Genomic DNA, 17,052 nt, shown 5'->3' with positions numbered 1-17,052 from the left:
GAATAATGAAAATTACCGATATCAAAGCAACAACGGTAGCAGTTCCGCTGCAAGCGCCTATCCGGCATGCCAATGGTTGTCATTGGGGCCGATTTATCAGAACCATTGTACAGGTCTACACCGATGAAGGAATTATTGGGCTGGGAGAAATGGGCGGTGGTGGAGAATCTGCTGAAGCTGCCATACATGGGTTGAAACCTTATCTGCTCGGCCATGATCCCCTGCAACTGGAACAATTGTTTTGGAAAATTTGCAATCCAACCGCCTCTCTTTATAATAACCGCTTGCAAATTCATGCGGCTATTGAATTTGCCTGTATGGATATTATGGGTAAAAAGCTGGGGGTTCGGGCTTGCGATTTATTAGGAGGTGCAATCAGGAGCCGCATTCCGTTTGCCTCTTATTTATTTTTTCGACATCCGGATAAAACCACGGGGATGGGAGGGGAGGAAACAGTAGAGCAAATGGTACAACATGCGCTGGAATTGCATAGGGAACATGGGTTTACATCGCACAAATTAAAAGCGGGCGTTTTTCATCCCGACCATGAGGTGGAGGTATTTCGTGCGGTTGCAGAAGCATTGCCCGGGCATCGGGTACGCATTGATCCAAATGCAATCTGGTCGGTAGAGGAAGCTATCCGCATTGCAAAAGCAATTGAACATTTGCCGAATGATTATTTTGAAGATCCCTGCTATGGATTAGAAGCTATGCGTAGGTTAAAATCACGCTGTGCTATTCCAACCGCTACCAATACGGTGGTGGTAAATTTTGAACAGTTGGCAGCCTGCTTCCGTACAGAGGCCATAGATGTTATATTACTGGACACTACTTTTTGGGGTGGCCTTCGGCAGGCCTGGATGGCAGGAGTATGTTGTCAGAAAATGAACCTCGGTATTTCTGTTCACAGCTCTGGTGAATTAGGCATTCAGCTGGCAACCATGTTACACCTGGGCGCTGCACTTCCTTCGCTTTCCTTTGCTGCGGATGCTCATTACCATCACCTTACCGATGATATTATTAAAGGCGGTAAAATGATTTACCGCGATGGCGCTATCGAGTTGCCGGAAGGGCCCGGGCTTGGTGTGGAAATCGATGAAGATAAACTGAGACAATACCAGGCCTATTTTCAGGAAACCGGTGGTTATTCCTACGACCGTGATATGGGCAGGCCCAACTGGTATAGCATAACGGGTACAAACGACCGGTGGGCAAAATTGCGCATATGAAAACATATTCAATTGAGCATGTACATATCTGGGCAGATGGCCTCGATCATCCCGAATGCATTGCTGTTCATCCGGACGGAAGCGTTTGGGCAGGCGGAGAAGCCGGACAAATTTACCGGATCAGTTCTGAGGGGCTAGTAGAAGAAGTGGCAAATACAGGTGGTTTTATCCTTGGGCTTGCCTTTTCTCCGGAAGGCTGGCTGGCGGTTTGTGACCTTAAACACCAATGTGTATGGCGATATGAGCCCGCTTCCGGAACCCTTACCTGCCTGGCCAAGGGAGCAGAAAATCAATTATTTCGGACCCCCAACTTCCCGGTGTTTGATAGCGTGGGAAATTTGTATGTTTCCGACAGCGGAGAGTTCAGGAAGGAGAACGGCTGCATTTTTAAATTTTCAATAGAGGGTAAACAGGAGGTTTGGCATGCCGGGCCCTTTGCATTTGCGAATGGAATGGCCATTGCTGCTAAAGAAGATAAACTTTATGTGGTTAGTACCTGGCTGCCGGGTGTTGAAACCATTGAGCTGTTGCCCAATGGGGCTGCCGGAGAACGATCCACGCTGCTGCACCTGCCGAAAACCTGCCCGGATGGCATTGCGCTGGACCAGGAAGGAAATCTGCTGATTTCCTGTTATGCACCCAATACCATTTATTGCCTTGACAAAAAAGGTGCCTTATCCATATTACTGCATGATTGGGAGGCACATACCATTTCAAATCCCACCAACATCGCTTTTGGAGGAATTGATAATAAAGACCTGTTTATTGCCAACCTGGGAAGGTGGCATATTTCGAAACTTTCATTGGAACAGGCTGGTTTACGGCTGGCCGGACAAAAAAAATACACCAAATGATAAGATCTGCTTTTCTATTCAGCAGTATGCTGCTTAGTTCGTTGCTGCTTTTTGCCGGGCCGGGAAATATTGCTCCCGAAGCTGTAGTAACGGTTTCAACCAGTAACGGACCTGCCTACGCCGGCTATCACCTGACAGACGGTATTATAGGGGTTGATGGTTTGGGAGAATGGGCCTGCGCGGGTGATACAACCGACTGGGGCTATATCCGCCTGCCCTGGTTTGAGCTTCGATGGAAACAGGCAAGAATAATAAATAAAGTAGTGTTTTATGACCGGCCTACACTGCGGCATAATATTGCCGGGGGCAAACTACTTTTCAGCGACGGATCCGTTGTGTGGGTAAATCAGCTTCCGCCGGATGGAACAGGTAAGGCCATTCATTTCCCCGCCAGAAAAACGGAATGGATAAAATTCATTGCGCATGATGGAACAGGCAGGGAGCTTGGATTATCCGAATTTGAAGTGTTTGCTGCCCCCGAGGATGCCATTGATTATGTTTCCTGGGTAGACCCCTATATTGAAACCAACCGCGGTCGATACATATTTTTTATAACAGGAAGTACGCCTTTTGGCCTGGCCAGCTCAGCACCGTTGACCCGTAATAAAAACCAGTATGGGGGAGGTTATAACTACAATGAAACAGAAATTCTGGGTTTTGAACAACTGCATGCCTGGATGCAATCTGGTGTGGAAATAATGCCGGCTACCAGCAAAGTAGACCTGTCAAAGGGATTACATAGCTGGAAATCGCGGTTTAATCACGACGATGAAATTGTTCAACCCGGTTATCACCGCGTAATGTTGCAGGACCACCAGGTTTGGGTAGAGCAGACTGCCACCGAACGGGTAAATTACTACCGGTACCGATACACGAAGGATACTGATGCACGAGTTATAATCAACCTGCATGGGCATATTTCAAATACTACCATGAAGGACGCAAGGATTGAACGTATAAGCGATACCGAAATTCAGGGCTCTGTTAGCACAGTTAACCGGTACTGGGGTGGTCCGAAAGACGTGAAAGTATTTTTTGTGATCCGGTTTGATAAACCTTTTACAACACTAAACGCCTGGTCTGGGAAAACCCTGCAAGAAAATAGTAAAACAGCCGCCGGTGATAGCCTGATTTTGGCAGCCGCCTATAAAATGAAAAAAGGCGAACAGCTGCAAATGAAAATCGGGCTTTCTTATACTACCATTGAAAATGCCCGTAATAACCTTGATACAGAATGCAATGAATGGAACTTTGACCAGGTAAGGGCTGCAACCCAGGCAACCTGGAATGAATGGTTTTCGCGGATGCAGGTAAGCGGAGGAACAAAGGAGCAAAAAATCAAATTCTATACTGATCTCTGGCATGTACTATTGGGCCGGCAGAAAATCAACGATGTAAATGGCGACTACCCTGATCGAACAACCGGTAAAAGGGAAGGAAACTTTACCGATGCTGTTTTCAAGATCAAATCCATTCCGAAAAATGCAGCTGGTAAGCCTGCATTTAATATGTACAGTTCGGATGCCTTCTGGTTAACACAATGGAACATAAATATTCTTTGGGGACTGGCATGGCCAGAATTACTGGATGAGTTTTCGGCATCACTGGTGGAGTATGCCAACAATGGCGGCCTCCTGCCAAGAGGGCCTTCTGGTGGCGGTTATTCCTATATTATGACCGGAAACCCTGCCGCAAATTTGATTGTAAGTACTTATATGAAGGGATTGTTGACCAAAACACCCGCTCTGCATGCATTTGAAACAATAAAACGGAATCAGTTACCCGGCGGCATGCTGGGGCCTCGGGAAGATGTTGCGTTCTATATCAAAAAAGGCTGGTGGCCAGGAAATGCTGGAATCAGTATTGAAGCTGCTTTTCAGGATTGGGGTACGGCACAGATGGCCGCCCGTTTGGGCAGGAAAAAAGACTACCAGTATTTTCTTAAACGTTCATCTACCTGGACCACCCTTTTTGAAGATTCGGTGAAATTGATTTTACCAAAAAATAAAAAGGGCGAATGGTTGCATAAGGATCTGCTGAGTGGTGCCGGCTGGGTGGAAGCCAATGCATGGCAGGGAACCTGGGGTTTATCGCATGCCATTCCGGAGCTGGTACAACGCATGGGAGGCACGGATAGCTTTTGTAATAAACTGAACTATGCGTTTGAGCAGTCGAAGGAAGCTGATTTTGTATATGGGTATACGGATGGGTATGTGAGTTATGCCAACCAGCCAGGCTGCAGTAATGCCCATGTATTTAGTTACGCAGGGAAACCCTGGCTTACCCAATATTGGGTGCGGAGAGTGAAGGAACAGGCGTATGGCGGCATTACCCCCGACCTGGGTTATGGTGGTCATGATGAGGACCAGGGGCAAATGGGTGCCGTAAGTGCCCTGATGGCAATTGGATTATTTGATATAAGAGGTAACCAGGCACAAACACCGGTGTATGAACTTACTTCGCCCATTTTTGAAGAAGTGCGTATAAAACTGGATAATCGTTACTACCCGGGAAAAGAGTTTGTTATCAGAACCTATGGCAACCAACCTGGAAATGATTATATCCAATCGGCTAAACTAAATGGCCAGGAATTAAATACCTTTTGGTTTACCCATGAAAAATTTTCTCAGGGAGGGTTGCTCGAAATCTGGCTGGGCAACCAGCCTAACAAGTCCTGGGGAACGGCTGCATTGCCCCCAGGTATGGAATAACATAAAGAACGCAAGAAACAGCTATGAATAACTGGATTACAGGAGTAGATATCGGAGGAACACATATTACCGTAGCTATGGTAAACCCGGAGGAGTGTACCCTGCTTGAAAATACACTGGTCAGGCAAACCGTTTACCCGAATGAATCAGCCGCAGAAATTATGGCGGGATGGTCTGCGGCCATACGCGCCTGCTGGAAGCTTGCAGGCTTAGCGCAGGCAAAGATTGGTATTGCCATGCCCGGCCCCTTTGACTATGAAAAAGGGATCAGCCTGATCAAAGACTTGTGTAAATATGATGCGCTGTATAAATTACCGGTAAAAGCACTGCTTGCTGAGAAACTTGGTAGCACAGAAACAGAGATCCGGATGGTCAATGATGCAACGGCTTACCTGCGAGGGGAAATGGGAATGGGAAGTGGAAAAGGCGCCGGCCAGGTATTGGGCATCACACTCGGAACGGGCCTGGGATCTGCCTTATTCCGGAATGGAAATTATGAAGACGGCGATCTCTATTGTTTTCCTTTCCGGGATGACCTGGCCGAGGAATACTTTTCAACCCGTTGGTTTCTAAAGCGATACAAAGAGAAAAAAGGGTATAGCCTGCCTGGCGTAAAAGAATTGGCAGAATTGTGCGAAACAGATACCGAAGCGCTGGAATGCTTTTACGAATTCGGAGAAAATCTGGACCTGCTTATCAGGAGCCGGTATGTCCCGGAAATTCCAACAACCATTGTAATAGGAGGAAATATCGCAAAAGCTTCTTCCTTGTTTTTTCCGGTACTACAGGAAAAGCTGGGCCCCGAATTTCATATCCGGAAAGCAGTATTGGGAGAAAAAGCAGCACTTATAGGAGCCGCTTTTTTATGGGCTCCTACCCTTTAAAGCAATGATGTTCATCCCTGTCTACCAGGTCCAGGAATTGCTTCAGGGTTTTTGCAATAGGTTGTGGGTCGTATAGATCCCAGCTAAGGTTACCGCGCATCCAGTATACTTTCCAATGATTCTCTTTTTTTACAAAATTGGCTTTTGCATACGGCGATTCTATCATTTTGGTCGGATTATGAAATGCCGGGCGGATTTCAAACAGTACTACACTCTGATTTTCAATGGAATAGCCGATGTCGAGTTGGCTTCGTACAGCTAGTGGAGGCCTTACCCGATCAATGTAGTTTTCCATGGTTTCTATGATATCAACAGTATTTTCCAGCGTAAGCGGCATAAATTCAAAGTATAAGTGAATTTAGTATCGACTTATGAGAATTCCAAAGCAGTTTGCCATAATCGGAATAGCTAGTTTAGTAGTTGGTTTTTTGCACCGAACTACTAACTGCCAAGGATTGCATGCCGACTGTATATAAATATGAAGAAACTGAGCTGCTCAATTTAGTTGCCCGGGGTGATCTCGGCGCATTCCGCCAATTATATGATCGGAATATTCAAAAAGTTTACTCGTATAGTTATTTCCTGACAAGGTCGGCCCAGCAGTCGGAGGACCTGGCGCAGGAATTATTTGCAAAAATCTGGATCAAGAGGGCCGAACTTGCTTCGGTAGAAAATTTTGATGCCTGGTTAACCGTGTTGGTACGAAACAGCGCCTATAATTTTTTGAAACGCAATGCCTTAGAACAACGTACGCTGCGTAAAATTCATAGTATTCAGCCCAATAGCAGTAGCTCCACAGAGGATATTGTTATAGATAAGGAATATGCCCGCATTTATCAACAAGCCATTGATCAGTTACCTCCGCAACAGCGGAAAGTGTACCTCCTCAGCAGAAATGACGGTTTAAAACAGGAAGAAATTGCCAGGAATATGGGCATTAGCCTCAACACCGTCAAAAATCATATGAAAGCAGCTTTATTTTCCATCCGGGCCTACATGAAAACATATGTTTCAGGCCTGCTCTTATGGCTGATGCTTGAACTCTTTACGTAGATAAAACACTTCCCCCCGCCTCTTTTTAAAGAGTTTAACTTTTTTTTCAACCGGACTAGCCCTTGTCTTTTCCTCGCTTGTCTCCTAGATAGTATATGTCAAGTCAGGAACTCATACAATTGCTGGAGCGCTATGCTGCCAAACAAACTTCTGTAGAAGAAGAAGATCGTTTGGTGGAGCTTTTTTCGAAGGATCAGTATAAAGATATCATATTGGGTTTTTTGGAAAAACATTGGGAGGCGGATACAGGTACGCGTTTATTTCCACAGGCATTAGCCGAGGAAAAAGCGGGTAGTCTTTTTTCTCTGATAGCAGTTGCTGCGCATGAACAAGGGCAACAAAAAAAGGCTAAAACGGTGTTTATGCGCTGGGCGGTAGCCGCCTCTCTAGTGTTGTTGGCAGGTATTGGGTGGATCTATCAAAACAGGGCAGGGCTGGCTACTGATTCTGCCAATCAACAGAAATTGGCGTTGTTGGAAGATGTAGCGGCGCCGGTTCGCAGCCTGGCTGTACTGGCAGCCGATGGAGCCTCCCGGTTTCCTATGCAGGAATATAAAAGCAGTGCGGAAACTTCGGCAGGTTATGAAGTTCGGGAAGCGAACGGCAAGAAAATACTGGACTATTCGAAGGGTGCATCGGCTTCCCAGACAGGGGTGGGCAGCCAGCACGAACTCATTAATCCAAGGGGGTCTAAACAAATAATCCTGTATTTATCGGATGCTACCAAAGTTGTGCTGAATGCCGGAAGCCGGCTTAAATATCCCAGTTATTTTGCTGCTACGGAACGTATGGTGGAATTGGAAGGAGAGGCTTATTTTGAAGTAGCAAAAGATAAAACCCGTCCTTTCCGGGTTCAAACCGGGAATGCGGTGATCCAGGTATTGGGAACGCATTTTAATGTTGATACACATGATCAGCAAAACCGTACAGCGGTTACCCTGCTGGAAGGCTCCATTAAAATTGTAAAAGGCGCAGATGATAACATACTTTATCCGGGCCAGAAAGCAATAATCGCAACTGATATTGATATCGTTCGGGAGGCGGACACTACGCAGGCAATTGCCTGGACCAATGATCTCTTCAATTTTAAAGGAATGGAATTGAAGGAAATTTTGCTGCAGATTTCTGAATGGTATGATGTAGTGGTAATGGATATAGAATCATTGCCGGAAATGAAGCTTTCAGGGATCATCAGCAGGGATTTGCCGGTTTCCAAAATTCTGGAACTGATTTCAATGAGCAGCGGACTTCAGTTTAAAATTCAGGGAAAAAATATAAGCAGGATAAATTGAAAGCCATAAAAAAAGCAGGGCGTGTTGGTACCACGACCCTGCCGGATTTGTTTGGCGTTTAATAACACGTTCGAGGAATTATTTATTAACCAAAACAACACAAATGTATGCAATTTAAAGCTACAGCCGGCCTGTTGCGGCAACTGCCGAAGGCACCCCCAAAACTGCTATTGTATATGAGAACTACTGCTATTGTATTGCTGGCAACGGCATTACAGGTTTCGGCGAATGGATTCGGGCAATCCATTTCACTGTCGAAACGAAAGATCAGCCTGGAGAAACTGTTCACCGAAGTAAACAGACAAACCGGCTATAATTTCATTTACAATGATGCTTTACTGAAAAAATCCCGCAGTTTTTCTATTCATGTTGAGAAGCTCCCTCTTCGGGAAACACTTGAAATGGTACTTGAAAAGCAGGGACTTACCTTTAAAATAGTTGATAAAACCATCATTCTGCGGCCAGCCAGTGAAGTAAGTGACCTGCCTGCCGAAAAAGACCCTTTTGAATTGGCACCCGTACCTGTAACCGGAAAAATTACCGATGCAGCAGGTGCTCCCCTGGCAGGTGTAAGTATTGTTCAGCTGGGAAAATCAAAAGGTACAGCTACCGATGAAAACGGTAATTTTTCCCTGGAAGTGGATGAAAATTCTACTATTGAGATTTCATATGTTGGCTATGAAAAGCAAACGATTAAAGTAGGCAAACTTACTTCCTTCAATATCACTATGGTAAAACTGCCTAATGATATGGATGAGGTAATAGTGGTAGGGTATGGAACTTCAACACGAGGTAAAAACATCACCTCAGTTACCACTATGAAATCAGATAAAATCCAGAACCTGGGTGCTACATCTGTTGGTGAAGCATTGGCAGGTAGGGTACCTGGTTTAATAGTTACAGCAAGCGGCGGTGGTATTGGTAAACGCCCGGCGGTATCCATCCGTGGTGGAGGAACACCAGTATTTGTAATTGATGATATTATATCCACTGAATTCCAGTTCCAGACACTGAATATCAATGACATTGAAAACATTTCTTTCCTGAAAGATGGTCCGGCAACTGCGATTTATGGAGTTGCTGCAGGTAATGGCGTTGTTCTGGTTACAACAAAAAGAGGAACTAAAGGAAAAATGAGTGCAAACTATTCATTTGGCCATGACCTTTCTCAACCGACCTACTTACCCCGTAAAGTCAGTTCAATAGAACTCGTAAGCCTGATAAACCAGGTAGATGAGCTCGAAGGTAATCCCGGAAGGTACAGTCCGGAGGATGTTCAGAAATACCGCGACCAATCTGATCCACTTAATTTTCCGAATAATGACTGGCAGAAACTAGTATTAAACAATTATGCGCCTACTAGCCGACACAATTTGTCCGTAACTGGTGGAACCAAGCAATTGCAGTATTATGCTTCCCTGGGATACCAGAATCAGGGCGCATTGTATAAGTTTAATACGAACTGGATGAAGCGGTATAACTATCGCCTTAGTGTTACCAGTGAGTTTGAAAAAATAGGATTGAAAGCAACGGTGGCTCTCTACGGAACTACTGAAATTCGCCGAGACAATCAGAGCGCTTACGGCAGTGGATACTTTGCTATTTGGAGCCATATCCAGAATGCTTCTCCTATGGAACGGGCGTATGCTGACCTGGCAAGAACCAAATATGCCAATAAAGGAGATCACCCCATTGTTGAAACTGATCCGAGAAGCGGTTACATAAAGGATGAAGATCGTGATAATAATGCCAATGTAATTTTGAATTGGACGGTTCCTGGTGTAAAAGGATTGTCGTTTCGCGCAAATGGCAACTTCCGCCAGTCGCAATATTATGGACGATCATGGAATGCAACCGCCCCTCAGTATGCCGTAGGATCTGATGTGCCCAATTATGCAAATGCGCCCAACCTGCGCAATTCCACCTCCACCGGCTATAATTATGTGTTACAGGGATTCGGTGAATACAACCGCACTTTCGGTGAGCATGAAGTTTCGGGTATGCTCGGTTATGAGGAAGCTTATGGCTATGGCGAAAACTTCAATGCCGGACGAAATGCATATGTATTCAATATTGATCAATTGTTTGCTGGCCCTCAGGCATCTGCTACCAATGGTGGTTCTGCACGGGAGGAAGTGAGAAACGCCTGGCTGGGAAGGGTCTTCTATAAGTTTAAGGACAAATACACAGTTGAAGCCAGCTTCAGAAATGACGGAAATGATTTGTTTCCTGCGGGAAAAAGAAGAGGATTTTTCCCAGGCGCAGCATTGGGTTGGAATATCAGCGAGGAAAGATTCATGGACAAGCTGAATGAGTTAAATATCCTCAACTATTTACGGTACCGGATTTCCTATGGTAGTGTGGGGCAAATTCAACGGAATTCTGATGGTAGCCCCTCTATTGGTTATTTCGCCTATATTCCTGGTTATGCACAGGGCGGTGGCTACGTTGTTGGAGGCGTGTTACAACCCAGCTTAAACCCACCCACCATTCCTAGCCCGGATATTAGTTGGTATGATCAACAGTCCTTTAATACTGGTTTTGATTTTGCCACATTGAATAACCGGCTGAGCGGTTCGTTAGATTATTTCTATATCCGTACCACGGGTTACCTGGCGTCTCCATCCGGACAAGGGTATACTGATCCACTCGGAACAGCACTGCCTTTCGTTCGTTCGAATGGTGCATTCCGTAGAGCTGGTTTTGATTTTGCAGTAAAATACAGCAATAGCATAGGGAAACTGCAGTATAATCTGGGTGCAAACTTTGTGAAATTTGATCAGTTATGGGAAGTGAATCCTTTCGAGGATAGTGCAACACTTAAAAATCCATATACAACATCTTATTATCAACCCGGCTTTCTGCAAACTGCTTACCTAACCAATGGACTGTATCAAAATTCGGCTGACATTATCAACAACCCCAGAAGAAGATCTTCCAATATTGCGCCTGGTGATATAATTTATGAAGATGCCAATGGCGATGGTAAAATTGATGGGGATGATTTTAGACGAGTTGGTAAAAATACATTCCCCCGTACCAATTTTGGTTTTACTGCCGACCTGAAATACAATGGCTGGTTCCTGAATATGTTGTGGCAGGGAAGCGGAAAAAGAAGCATTTACCTGGGAGATGTATTCCAGAGCAATTATTCTACCAGTATCCGGTATGCATTCCAGACCGAAGATCGTTGGGAAGCCGGAAAAGCAGGGAATGAAGATGCAAGATTCCCAAGGCTGATTTCTGGAAGCGGTGTAAACGGAAACCATAACTCTGTTACCTCAGACTGGTGGATTATCAATGCAGGTTATGTACGTTTAAAGGCCCTGCAAATTGGTTACGACTTTAAGAAGCTCCTGGTTAACCGCTTCAGCTTTGTACAGGATTTTAGAGTAACACTGAGCGGCACCAACCTGCTGACCTTCTCTGAAATTAAGAAGTATGGACTTGATCCGGAAACTGGAAGCAGCAATAACTACGATTACCCCTCTCAGCGGGTATATTCTCTCAATGTGAATATTGGTTTTTAGTGAATCAACAAATTGAACGTATGAAAAAATTATTTATAAAAATAGGCGCGGTTTTTTTCCTGCTCGCCCTGCTTGGTATTTCCTGTAAAAAACTGGATGAAACCAGACCTTTCGACAAATTTGATGAACTGGCTGTTTGGAGTTCCAAGAACAATGCCATGGTATTCGTAAACGGTGCTTATGCAGAAGTGCTCAACCTCTACACCAATTATGTAGAAGATGAAGTAAGGACCAATAATATAATTGCCAGTAACGGAGACGCCTTTACGCGCGATCAGATTACCAGAGATGATGACTACGGCTTTAACCAGTTTTCCAGAATCCGCCGTTGTAACCTGATCATTGAAAAAGCACAGACGTCTAATCTAACCGAAGCGGAAAAAACCGAACTGGTAGGACATGGTAAATTTTTGCGTGCTATGACCTATTATTGGTTAGCCCGCCGGTTTGGCAGAGTGGTGTATGTTGATCGCTTGTTGACTGAATCAGAAGAAAACTTCTCTCTTCCGCAAACAGCCAGCATTGCAGAAACGTATACGCTCCTGATGAAAGATATCAATGATGCAATTGCCGGTTTGCCTGAAACAGCTCCTTCCGGGCTGGCTTCCAAAGCGGCTGCCTATGCACTGAAATCGGAAGTTGCTTTACAGGCAGCTGCTTATACAGGCGAAGCATCGTATTACCAGCAATCAATTGATGCAGCTGATGCCATAATTGGTAGTGGTAAACATGCACTGCAGGCAGATTATGAGGGTATCTTCAATGAAAAACAGCGCTTCTCCTCAGAAGTTATTTTAGGCTACTACCGCGACAAGTCGAATACCGTTGTTTCCAGCATCGACTGGGATATGCAACGCGCCATTCCGAACGTTAACAATGATGACTTAAATCTAAGAGGCGGTACTCCCCTGTTCAAACAGGATAAAGTATTTGAAAACTGGGGTCGTTATTCTCCTACCCAAAACCTGATGGATGATTACCTGGCCATTGACCAGGCAGATCCGACCAAGGCTGTAAAATGGGATCAAACATCGCAGTATCAGGCAAATATTACCAAACGCAGCTCTACCTATGCAGATAGTGCTGTAATTACAGGGCAAGGATCTATCAACAGCGTTATCTATAACAATCGCGATAAGCGCTTGGCTGCCAGTATCGTGTATGATTCTACAGCCTGGTATGGTGAACTGGTTACCACCAATCGTAACGGAAACCTGCACCGCCTTATTAAAGGATCACTGAACTCCGACTGCTGTACCCAAATTACGAATGCGTTTTTCCGCAAAGGCATTTACAGTAATATTGCCCCCCGGCCGTTCTTTAATGTGAACACCGATTATCATTGGGTTATTTTCCGTCTTGGAAGAGTGTACCTGAATAAAGCAGAAGCATTGCTGCGCCAGGGTAAAATTCCGGAAGCCGTTCAAACCTTCAATATTACCAGGGAGTTTCATGGCGGGCTGCCGGCCTCTACAGCAGTAAGCGCAGCTGATGCATGGACGGATTACAAAAGAGAAAGAAGGGTTGAGTTATTCAAGGAAAAAGACTACTACTGGAGTTTGCTGAGATGGGGTAAATACGGCGGCGATGCCAACCACGGTATTGCAGCAAATGGAACGATTCCTGAACTGGAAGAAGCTCCTACGTTTATGGAAATTAATGCCAACAGGAATGGATACCGGGTAGAAGTGATCAACTTTAATCAGAATGATATTCGGGTCTTTGATGAAACCCGTCGCTATCTGCTTCCCATACAGAATTCCCAGATCGTACGGCACGGCAGTTTAGAACAGAACCCCAATTGGTAATCAGAAAACTAAGAAATTATGAAAAGACTGTATAGTGTTGTTTTAGCCATACTGGTTTTATCCATGAGCTCCTGCCTCAAATCAGGACTGGATGATAATTTGCCGAAATTTAAAGACGCTTTCATAACAGATGTGTTTATGGAGTATCGTTTTGAAGATCCTACGGCCAGCTCCGGGGGTAGCCCCGTGGTTCGGATTGTTAACCTGAATGTTTCTGCCAAGCAATTTAAACGCCTGGAAGATACGCCGGGTGCTGCTACCGATTCTGCCATCTTTGATGTGCAGGTACCTGGTGCTTCTGGAAGCTTTACAGCAGCAGAGCGGGATAAGGTCAATCTTACTAACCTGGTGTTTATGTCCAATATTTCAACAGCCGCCACTATGACGGCCATGGAAGGCGCGCCTCGCCCTGGAATACCGGGTGATTTCTCTCAACCCAGAAAGTATCAGGTGAAGGCAGCCGATGGCTCGGTAAGAGTATGGACCGTTCGGATTAATCAATTGATCAAATAACCAAGACGCTTTCTTAATATACCAATTAGCAGTTGGTTTGGTACCGTCGGCTGCATTTGCAGCCGACTTTTTTATTTTATGAAAATCAGACAACTTATTTATCTCGGCTTCTTACTGCACTGTTTTGGTTGCCAGACCAAACCGGCACCTACCCTATTTAGGCTGCGGGAAGCTAGTTATACCGGGATAGATTTTGTGAACGCTATCGATCCTTATTCAAAACCCAATATTTTTGATTATCTCTACTACTATAACGGAGGTGGCGTTGCCGCAGGTGATATAAACAACGACGGGCTCGATGATCTGTATTTTGTGTCGAATCAGGGGCCTAATAAATTATACCTCAATAAAGGAGGGTTCGTATTTGAAGACATTACCGAAGCAGCCGGCGTAACCGGATCGGGAAACTGGAACACAGGCATCACCATGGCCGATCTGAACAACGATGGATTGCTTGATATCTATTTGAGCGCAGTGGGCAACTACCTCAACTTCGAAGGACGAAACCAGTTATTTATAAATCAGGGAAATAACCAGTTTACAGAACAGGCAAAAAGCTATGGACTGGATATCGAGGGTTTTAACACACAAGCTGTTTTTTTTGATTATGACCTGGATGGAGACCTGGATTGTTTTATCGTAAATCATTCCATCCATTCAGTAGCCAGCATGCAGGACTCTTCCATGCGCTACCGGACAGATGCTGCCTCCGGCGATAAATTATTAAGAAACGACCGCCAGAACGGCAAGTCCAGCTTCATTGATGTAACCGCCCAGTCGGGTATTTTCAGCAGCACACTGGGATACGGCCTAAACGCAATTACAGCCGATTTTAACCGTGATGGATGGCCCGATATCTATGTCAGCAACGATTTTCATGAAGAAGATTATTATTACCTGAATCTTGGAAACGGGAAATTTCGCGAGTCGAATAAGGCCGCTTTTACACATGAAAGCCGGTTTTCTATGGGCAGTGACGCAGCTGACCTGAATAACGATGGCTGGACAGATCTCTTCACTGCTGACATGCTTCCAGGAGAAGAAAAAATTCTAAAAGAATCGCTCGCTGATGATCCCCTTTCGATTTATGAACACAAACAACGGCAGTGGGGGTATCATCCACAGTTTTCGAGGAATGCCCTACAATTGAATATCGGAGAAGGCAATTTATTTGCAGATATTGGCTTATACGCGGGCGTAGCTGCAACAGATTGGAGCTGGTCTCCCCTACTTGCTGATTTCAATAATGATGGCTGGCGTGATCTGTTTGTTTCAAATGGAATTGTAAAAAGGCCCAATAATATCGACTTTCTGAAATACGCTGCCCACCAGGCAAGCCTGCATAAACCCGAAGAAATGCGCCAGCATGATCGGGATAAGTTGGAAAAAATGCCAACCGGTGCAGTGCCCAATGCATTTTTTAAAAATATAAACGGCTACCGGTTTGCTGCAGCTGCGAAAGAAGCCGGCTTTTCTGCAGCAACCATTTCTACGGGTGCCTGTTATGCAGATTTAGATGGAGACGGTGACCTTGATATCATTGTTAACAATACAAATGAACCGGCAGGTATTTATGAAAACCTGCAGGTTACCGGAAACAACTCATTACAACTGCGTTTAATCGGGGATAGCCTGAACCCGTTTGCTTTTGGTGCTGCTGTAGAAGTAAGCACCCAACATCAAAAACTTTACGGCGAACTGACCGGTTCAAGGGGGTTTCAAAGTGCGTCTACCATCCAGTTGCATTTTGGTTTGGGAAAGGACTCGCTCACCGAGCAGATTATTGTGCAATGGCCGGGCGGCCCCACCGAAACCTTTACGGGACCTTTCAAAAATGGACAACGAACGATCAGAAAAGGCACGGGAAAAACCAATACCGAAAAGCTGTTGGCAGCAGATAGCAACAAGAGAAGACTGTTTACGGAAAAAAAGCCCGCTTCTATTGATTTTAACCACCGGGAAGATGAGTTTTCGGATTTCAATAACCAGGAACTGATTCCACAGAAATTAAGCACGGAAGGGCCCGCCATGGCAGTAGGTGATATTAACTCAGATGGACTGGAGGATATATACCTAGGCGGCGCAAAAGGACAGGCTGGCTGCATGTACCGGCAACTACCCGATGGTAGCTTTCTTCCGCTTACTAAACAAAGCTTTGAACCATATGCTGCAGCAGAAGAAGTAGATGCTGTTTTTTTTGATGCAGATAATGATAAAGACCTGGATCTGTATACAGTTACCGGCGGAAATGAATTTTTTGAAGGCGCTATTCCCCTACGCGATCGTTTATACCTGAACGACGGCAAAGGAAATTTTGAAATAAATCCTGCCCTACCCGGGTTAGCCATAAATAAATCCTGCGTAGCGGCGGGCGATTTGGATAGGGATGGAGATATTGATTTATTCATTGGGGGGCGGGCCATTACCGGTCGTTATGGCCAGGCGCCGCCTTCTTATCTGTTGATCAATGATGGCAAAGGTAATTTCCTTCAGCCCCAGCGGAGTTTTGCCGGCGTATCTGATTCGATAGGGATGGTTACAGATGCCGTAATAGCCGACCTGGATAAAGATGGTCAACTAGAATTGGTAGTAGTTGGAGACTGGATGGAGCCCGGCATCTTCGAATTCAACAATAACCTGTTGGAAAAAAGCACCCGGTTTGGTGGCCTGGAAAACACGGCAGGTTACTGGAAAACCATTGTGGTGCAGGATATGAACGAAGATGGATTTCCGGAATTAATTGCGGGTAACCTTGGTACCAATACTAAGTTAAAAGCATCGGCGCAATTTCCTTTAAAACTTTACCACGGACCGCTTGCGCATGCGCAGAGCTATGAGCAGGTGTTGGCAGTGTATAAAGAAGGTCGGTATAGGAGTTTCCTTGGTAAAGAAGAATTGGAGAGAAGACTGCCAGCATTGATTCGAAAAAAATACGCCGACTATAGTTCTTTTGCCGGACAGTCTGTTGAGCAGGTTTTTGGAGAGCAACTAACCAAGCTCAAAAAACTGGAAATTCATGAATTGTCGTCCTGTATTTTTATGAATCAGAGCGGAAGGCAGTTTAAAAAAATCGTATTGCCGGAAGAAGTACAGTGGTCAACGGTGTTTTCATTCGGTGTGGTGGACCTGGATAAGGATGGCCGGCCAGACCTTATAGCCGGGGGAAATTTTTCAGGCG

General features: G+C 45.2%; 11 protein-coding genes. 10 read left to right on the top strand and 1 reads right to left on the bottom strand.

Features of this window, described 5'->3' with window-relative positions:
- The first annotated feature begins 5 nt into the window (after positions 1–5).
- From A1D16_RS07050 to A1D16_RS07035, 4 genes are read left to right on the top strand one after another with little or no spacing between them, the layout of a single operon-like run.
- Positions 6–1,229: an enolase C-terminal domain-like protein gene (locus A1D16_RS07050; RefSeq protein ID WP_290708640.1), complete on the top strand. Its 1,224-nt coding sequence runs from the start codon at positions 6–8 to the stop codon at positions 1,227–1,229.
- Entirely contained in the window at positions 1,226–2,083 is an 858-nt protein-coding gene (locus tag A1D16_RS07045) for an SMP-30/gluconolactonase/LRE family protein (protein ID WP_290708638.1), read from the top strand. Before A1D16_RS07050 ends, A1D16_RS07045 begins: the two co-directional genes overlap by 4 nt.
- A complete protein-coding gene (locus A1D16_RS07040; protein ID WP_290708637.1) occupies positions 2,080–4,794 on the top strand; it encodes a GH92 family glycosyl hydrolase in 2,715 nt (904 codons plus the stop codon). Before A1D16_RS07045 ends, A1D16_RS07040 begins: the two co-directional genes overlap by 4 nt.
- Before the next feature lie 23 nt (positions 4,795–4,817).
- The gene (locus A1D16_RS07035; protein ID WP_290708636.1) at positions 4,818–5,678 is read left to right on the top strand and encodes an ROK family protein; all 861 of its coding nucleotides are present in this window, start codon (positions 4,818–4,820) and stop codon (positions 5,676–5,678) included.
- On the opposite strand, the gene A1D16_RS07030 is transcribed toward A1D16_RS07035, so the two are convergent.
- Complete coding sequence (locus A1D16_RS07030) at positions 5,668–6,015, bottom strand: DUF3024 domain-containing protein (RefSeq protein ID WP_290708635.1); 348 nt, start codon at positions 6,013–6,015, stop codon at positions 5,668–5,670. The two genes, A1D16_RS07035 and A1D16_RS07030, sit on opposite strands and share 11 nt — an antisense overlap.
- Before the next feature lie 122 nt (positions 6,016–6,137).
- Here A1D16_RS07030 and A1D16_RS07025 point away from each other — a divergent pair, with 122 nt between their 5' ends.
- The 6 genes from A1D16_RS07025 to A1D16_RS07000 all read left to right on the top strand — a co-directional run.
- A complete protein-coding gene (locus tag A1D16_RS07025; protein WP_290708634.1) occupies positions 6,138–6,731 on the top strand; it encodes an RNA polymerase sigma-70 factor in 594 nt (197 codons plus the stop codon).
- A gap of 95 nt (positions 6,732–6,826) precedes the next feature.
- Positions 6,827–8,023: a FecR domain-containing protein gene (locus tag A1D16_RS07020; RefSeq protein ID WP_290708633.1), complete on the top strand. Its 1,197-nt coding sequence runs from the start codon at positions 6,827–6,829 to the stop codon at positions 8,021–8,023.
- Positions 8,024–8,199: 176 nt separating this feature from the next.
- Positions 8,200–11,553, top strand: a complete 3,354-nt coding sequence (locus A1D16_RS07015; protein ID WP_290708632.1) for a SusC/RagA family TonB-linked outer membrane protein — start codon at positions 8,200–8,202, stop codon at positions 11,551–11,553.
- 20 nt (positions 11,554–11,573) lie between these two features.
- On the top strand, positions 11,574–13,361 hold the full coding sequence (locus A1D16_RS07010; RefSeq protein ID WP_290708631.1) for a RagB/SusD family nutrient uptake outer membrane protein: 1,788 nt from the start codon (positions 11,574–11,576) through the stop codon (positions 13,359–13,361).
- 18 nt (positions 13,362–13,379) lie between these two features.
- The gene (locus tag A1D16_RS07005; RefSeq protein WP_290708629.1) at positions 13,380–13,874 is read left to right on the top strand and encodes a hypothetical protein; all 495 of its coding nucleotides are present in this window, start codon (positions 13,380–13,382) and stop codon (positions 13,872–13,874) included.
- Positions 13,875–13,952: 78 nt separating this feature from the next.
- Positions 13,953–17,052, top strand: a 3,100-nt coding sequence (locus tag A1D16_RS07000; protein WP_290708628.1) for a VCBS repeat-containing protein, incomplete at its 3' end; no start/stop codon positions are given.

Source organism: Flavihumibacter sp. CACIAM 22H1 (assembly GCF_001601815.1).
Classification (GTDB): Bacteria; Bacteroidota; Bacteroidia; order Chitinophagales; family Chitinophagaceae; genus Flavihumibacter.
The sequence above is the reverse complement of the archived record's forward strand: the minus strand, read 5'-3'. Positions and strand labels throughout refer to the sequence as shown.

What these genes read in the sequence shown, in the direction of transcription:
- A1D16_RS07020 (WP_290708633.1), top strand. Translation starts at nt 6,827, where the DNA reads ATGTCAAGTCAGGAACTCATACAATTGCTGGAGCGCTATGCTGCCAAA.
- A1D16_RS07025 (WP_290708634.1), top strand. Translation starts at nt 6,138, where the DNA reads ATGCCGACTGTATATAAATATGAAGAAACTGAGCTGCTCAATTTAGTT.
- A1D16_RS07040 (WP_290708637.1), top strand. Translation starts at nt 2,080, where the DNA reads ATGATAAGATCTGCTTTTCTATTCAGCAGTATGCTGCTTAGTTCGTTG.
- A1D16_RS07050 (WP_290708640.1), top strand. Translation starts at nt 6, where the DNA reads ATGAAAATTACCGATATCAAAGCAACAACGGTAGCAGTTCCGCTGCAA.
- A1D16_RS07005 (WP_290708629.1), top strand. Translation starts at nt 13,380, where the DNA reads ATGAAAAGACTGTATAGTGTTGTTTTAGCCATACTGGTTTTATCCATG.
- A1D16_RS07015 (WP_290708632.1), top strand. Translation starts at nt 8,200, where the DNA reads ATGAGAACTACTGCTATTGTATTGCTGGCAACGGCATTACAGGTTTCG.
- A1D16_RS07030 (WP_290708635.1), bottom strand. Translation starts at nt 6,015, where the DNA reads ATGCCGCTTACGCTGGAAAATACTGTTGATATCATAGAAACCATGGAA.
- A1D16_RS07045 (WP_290708638.1), top strand. Translation starts at nt 1,226, where the DNA reads ATGAAAACATATTCAATTGAGCATGTACATATCTGGGCAGATGGCCTC.
- A1D16_RS07035 (WP_290708636.1), top strand. Translation starts at nt 4,818, where the DNA reads ATGAATAACTGGATTACAGGAGTAGATATCGGAGGAACACATATTACC.
- A1D16_RS07010 (WP_290708631.1), top strand. Translation starts at nt 11,574, where the DNA reads ATGAAAAAATTATTTATAAAAATAGGCGCGGTTTTTTTCCTGCTCGCC.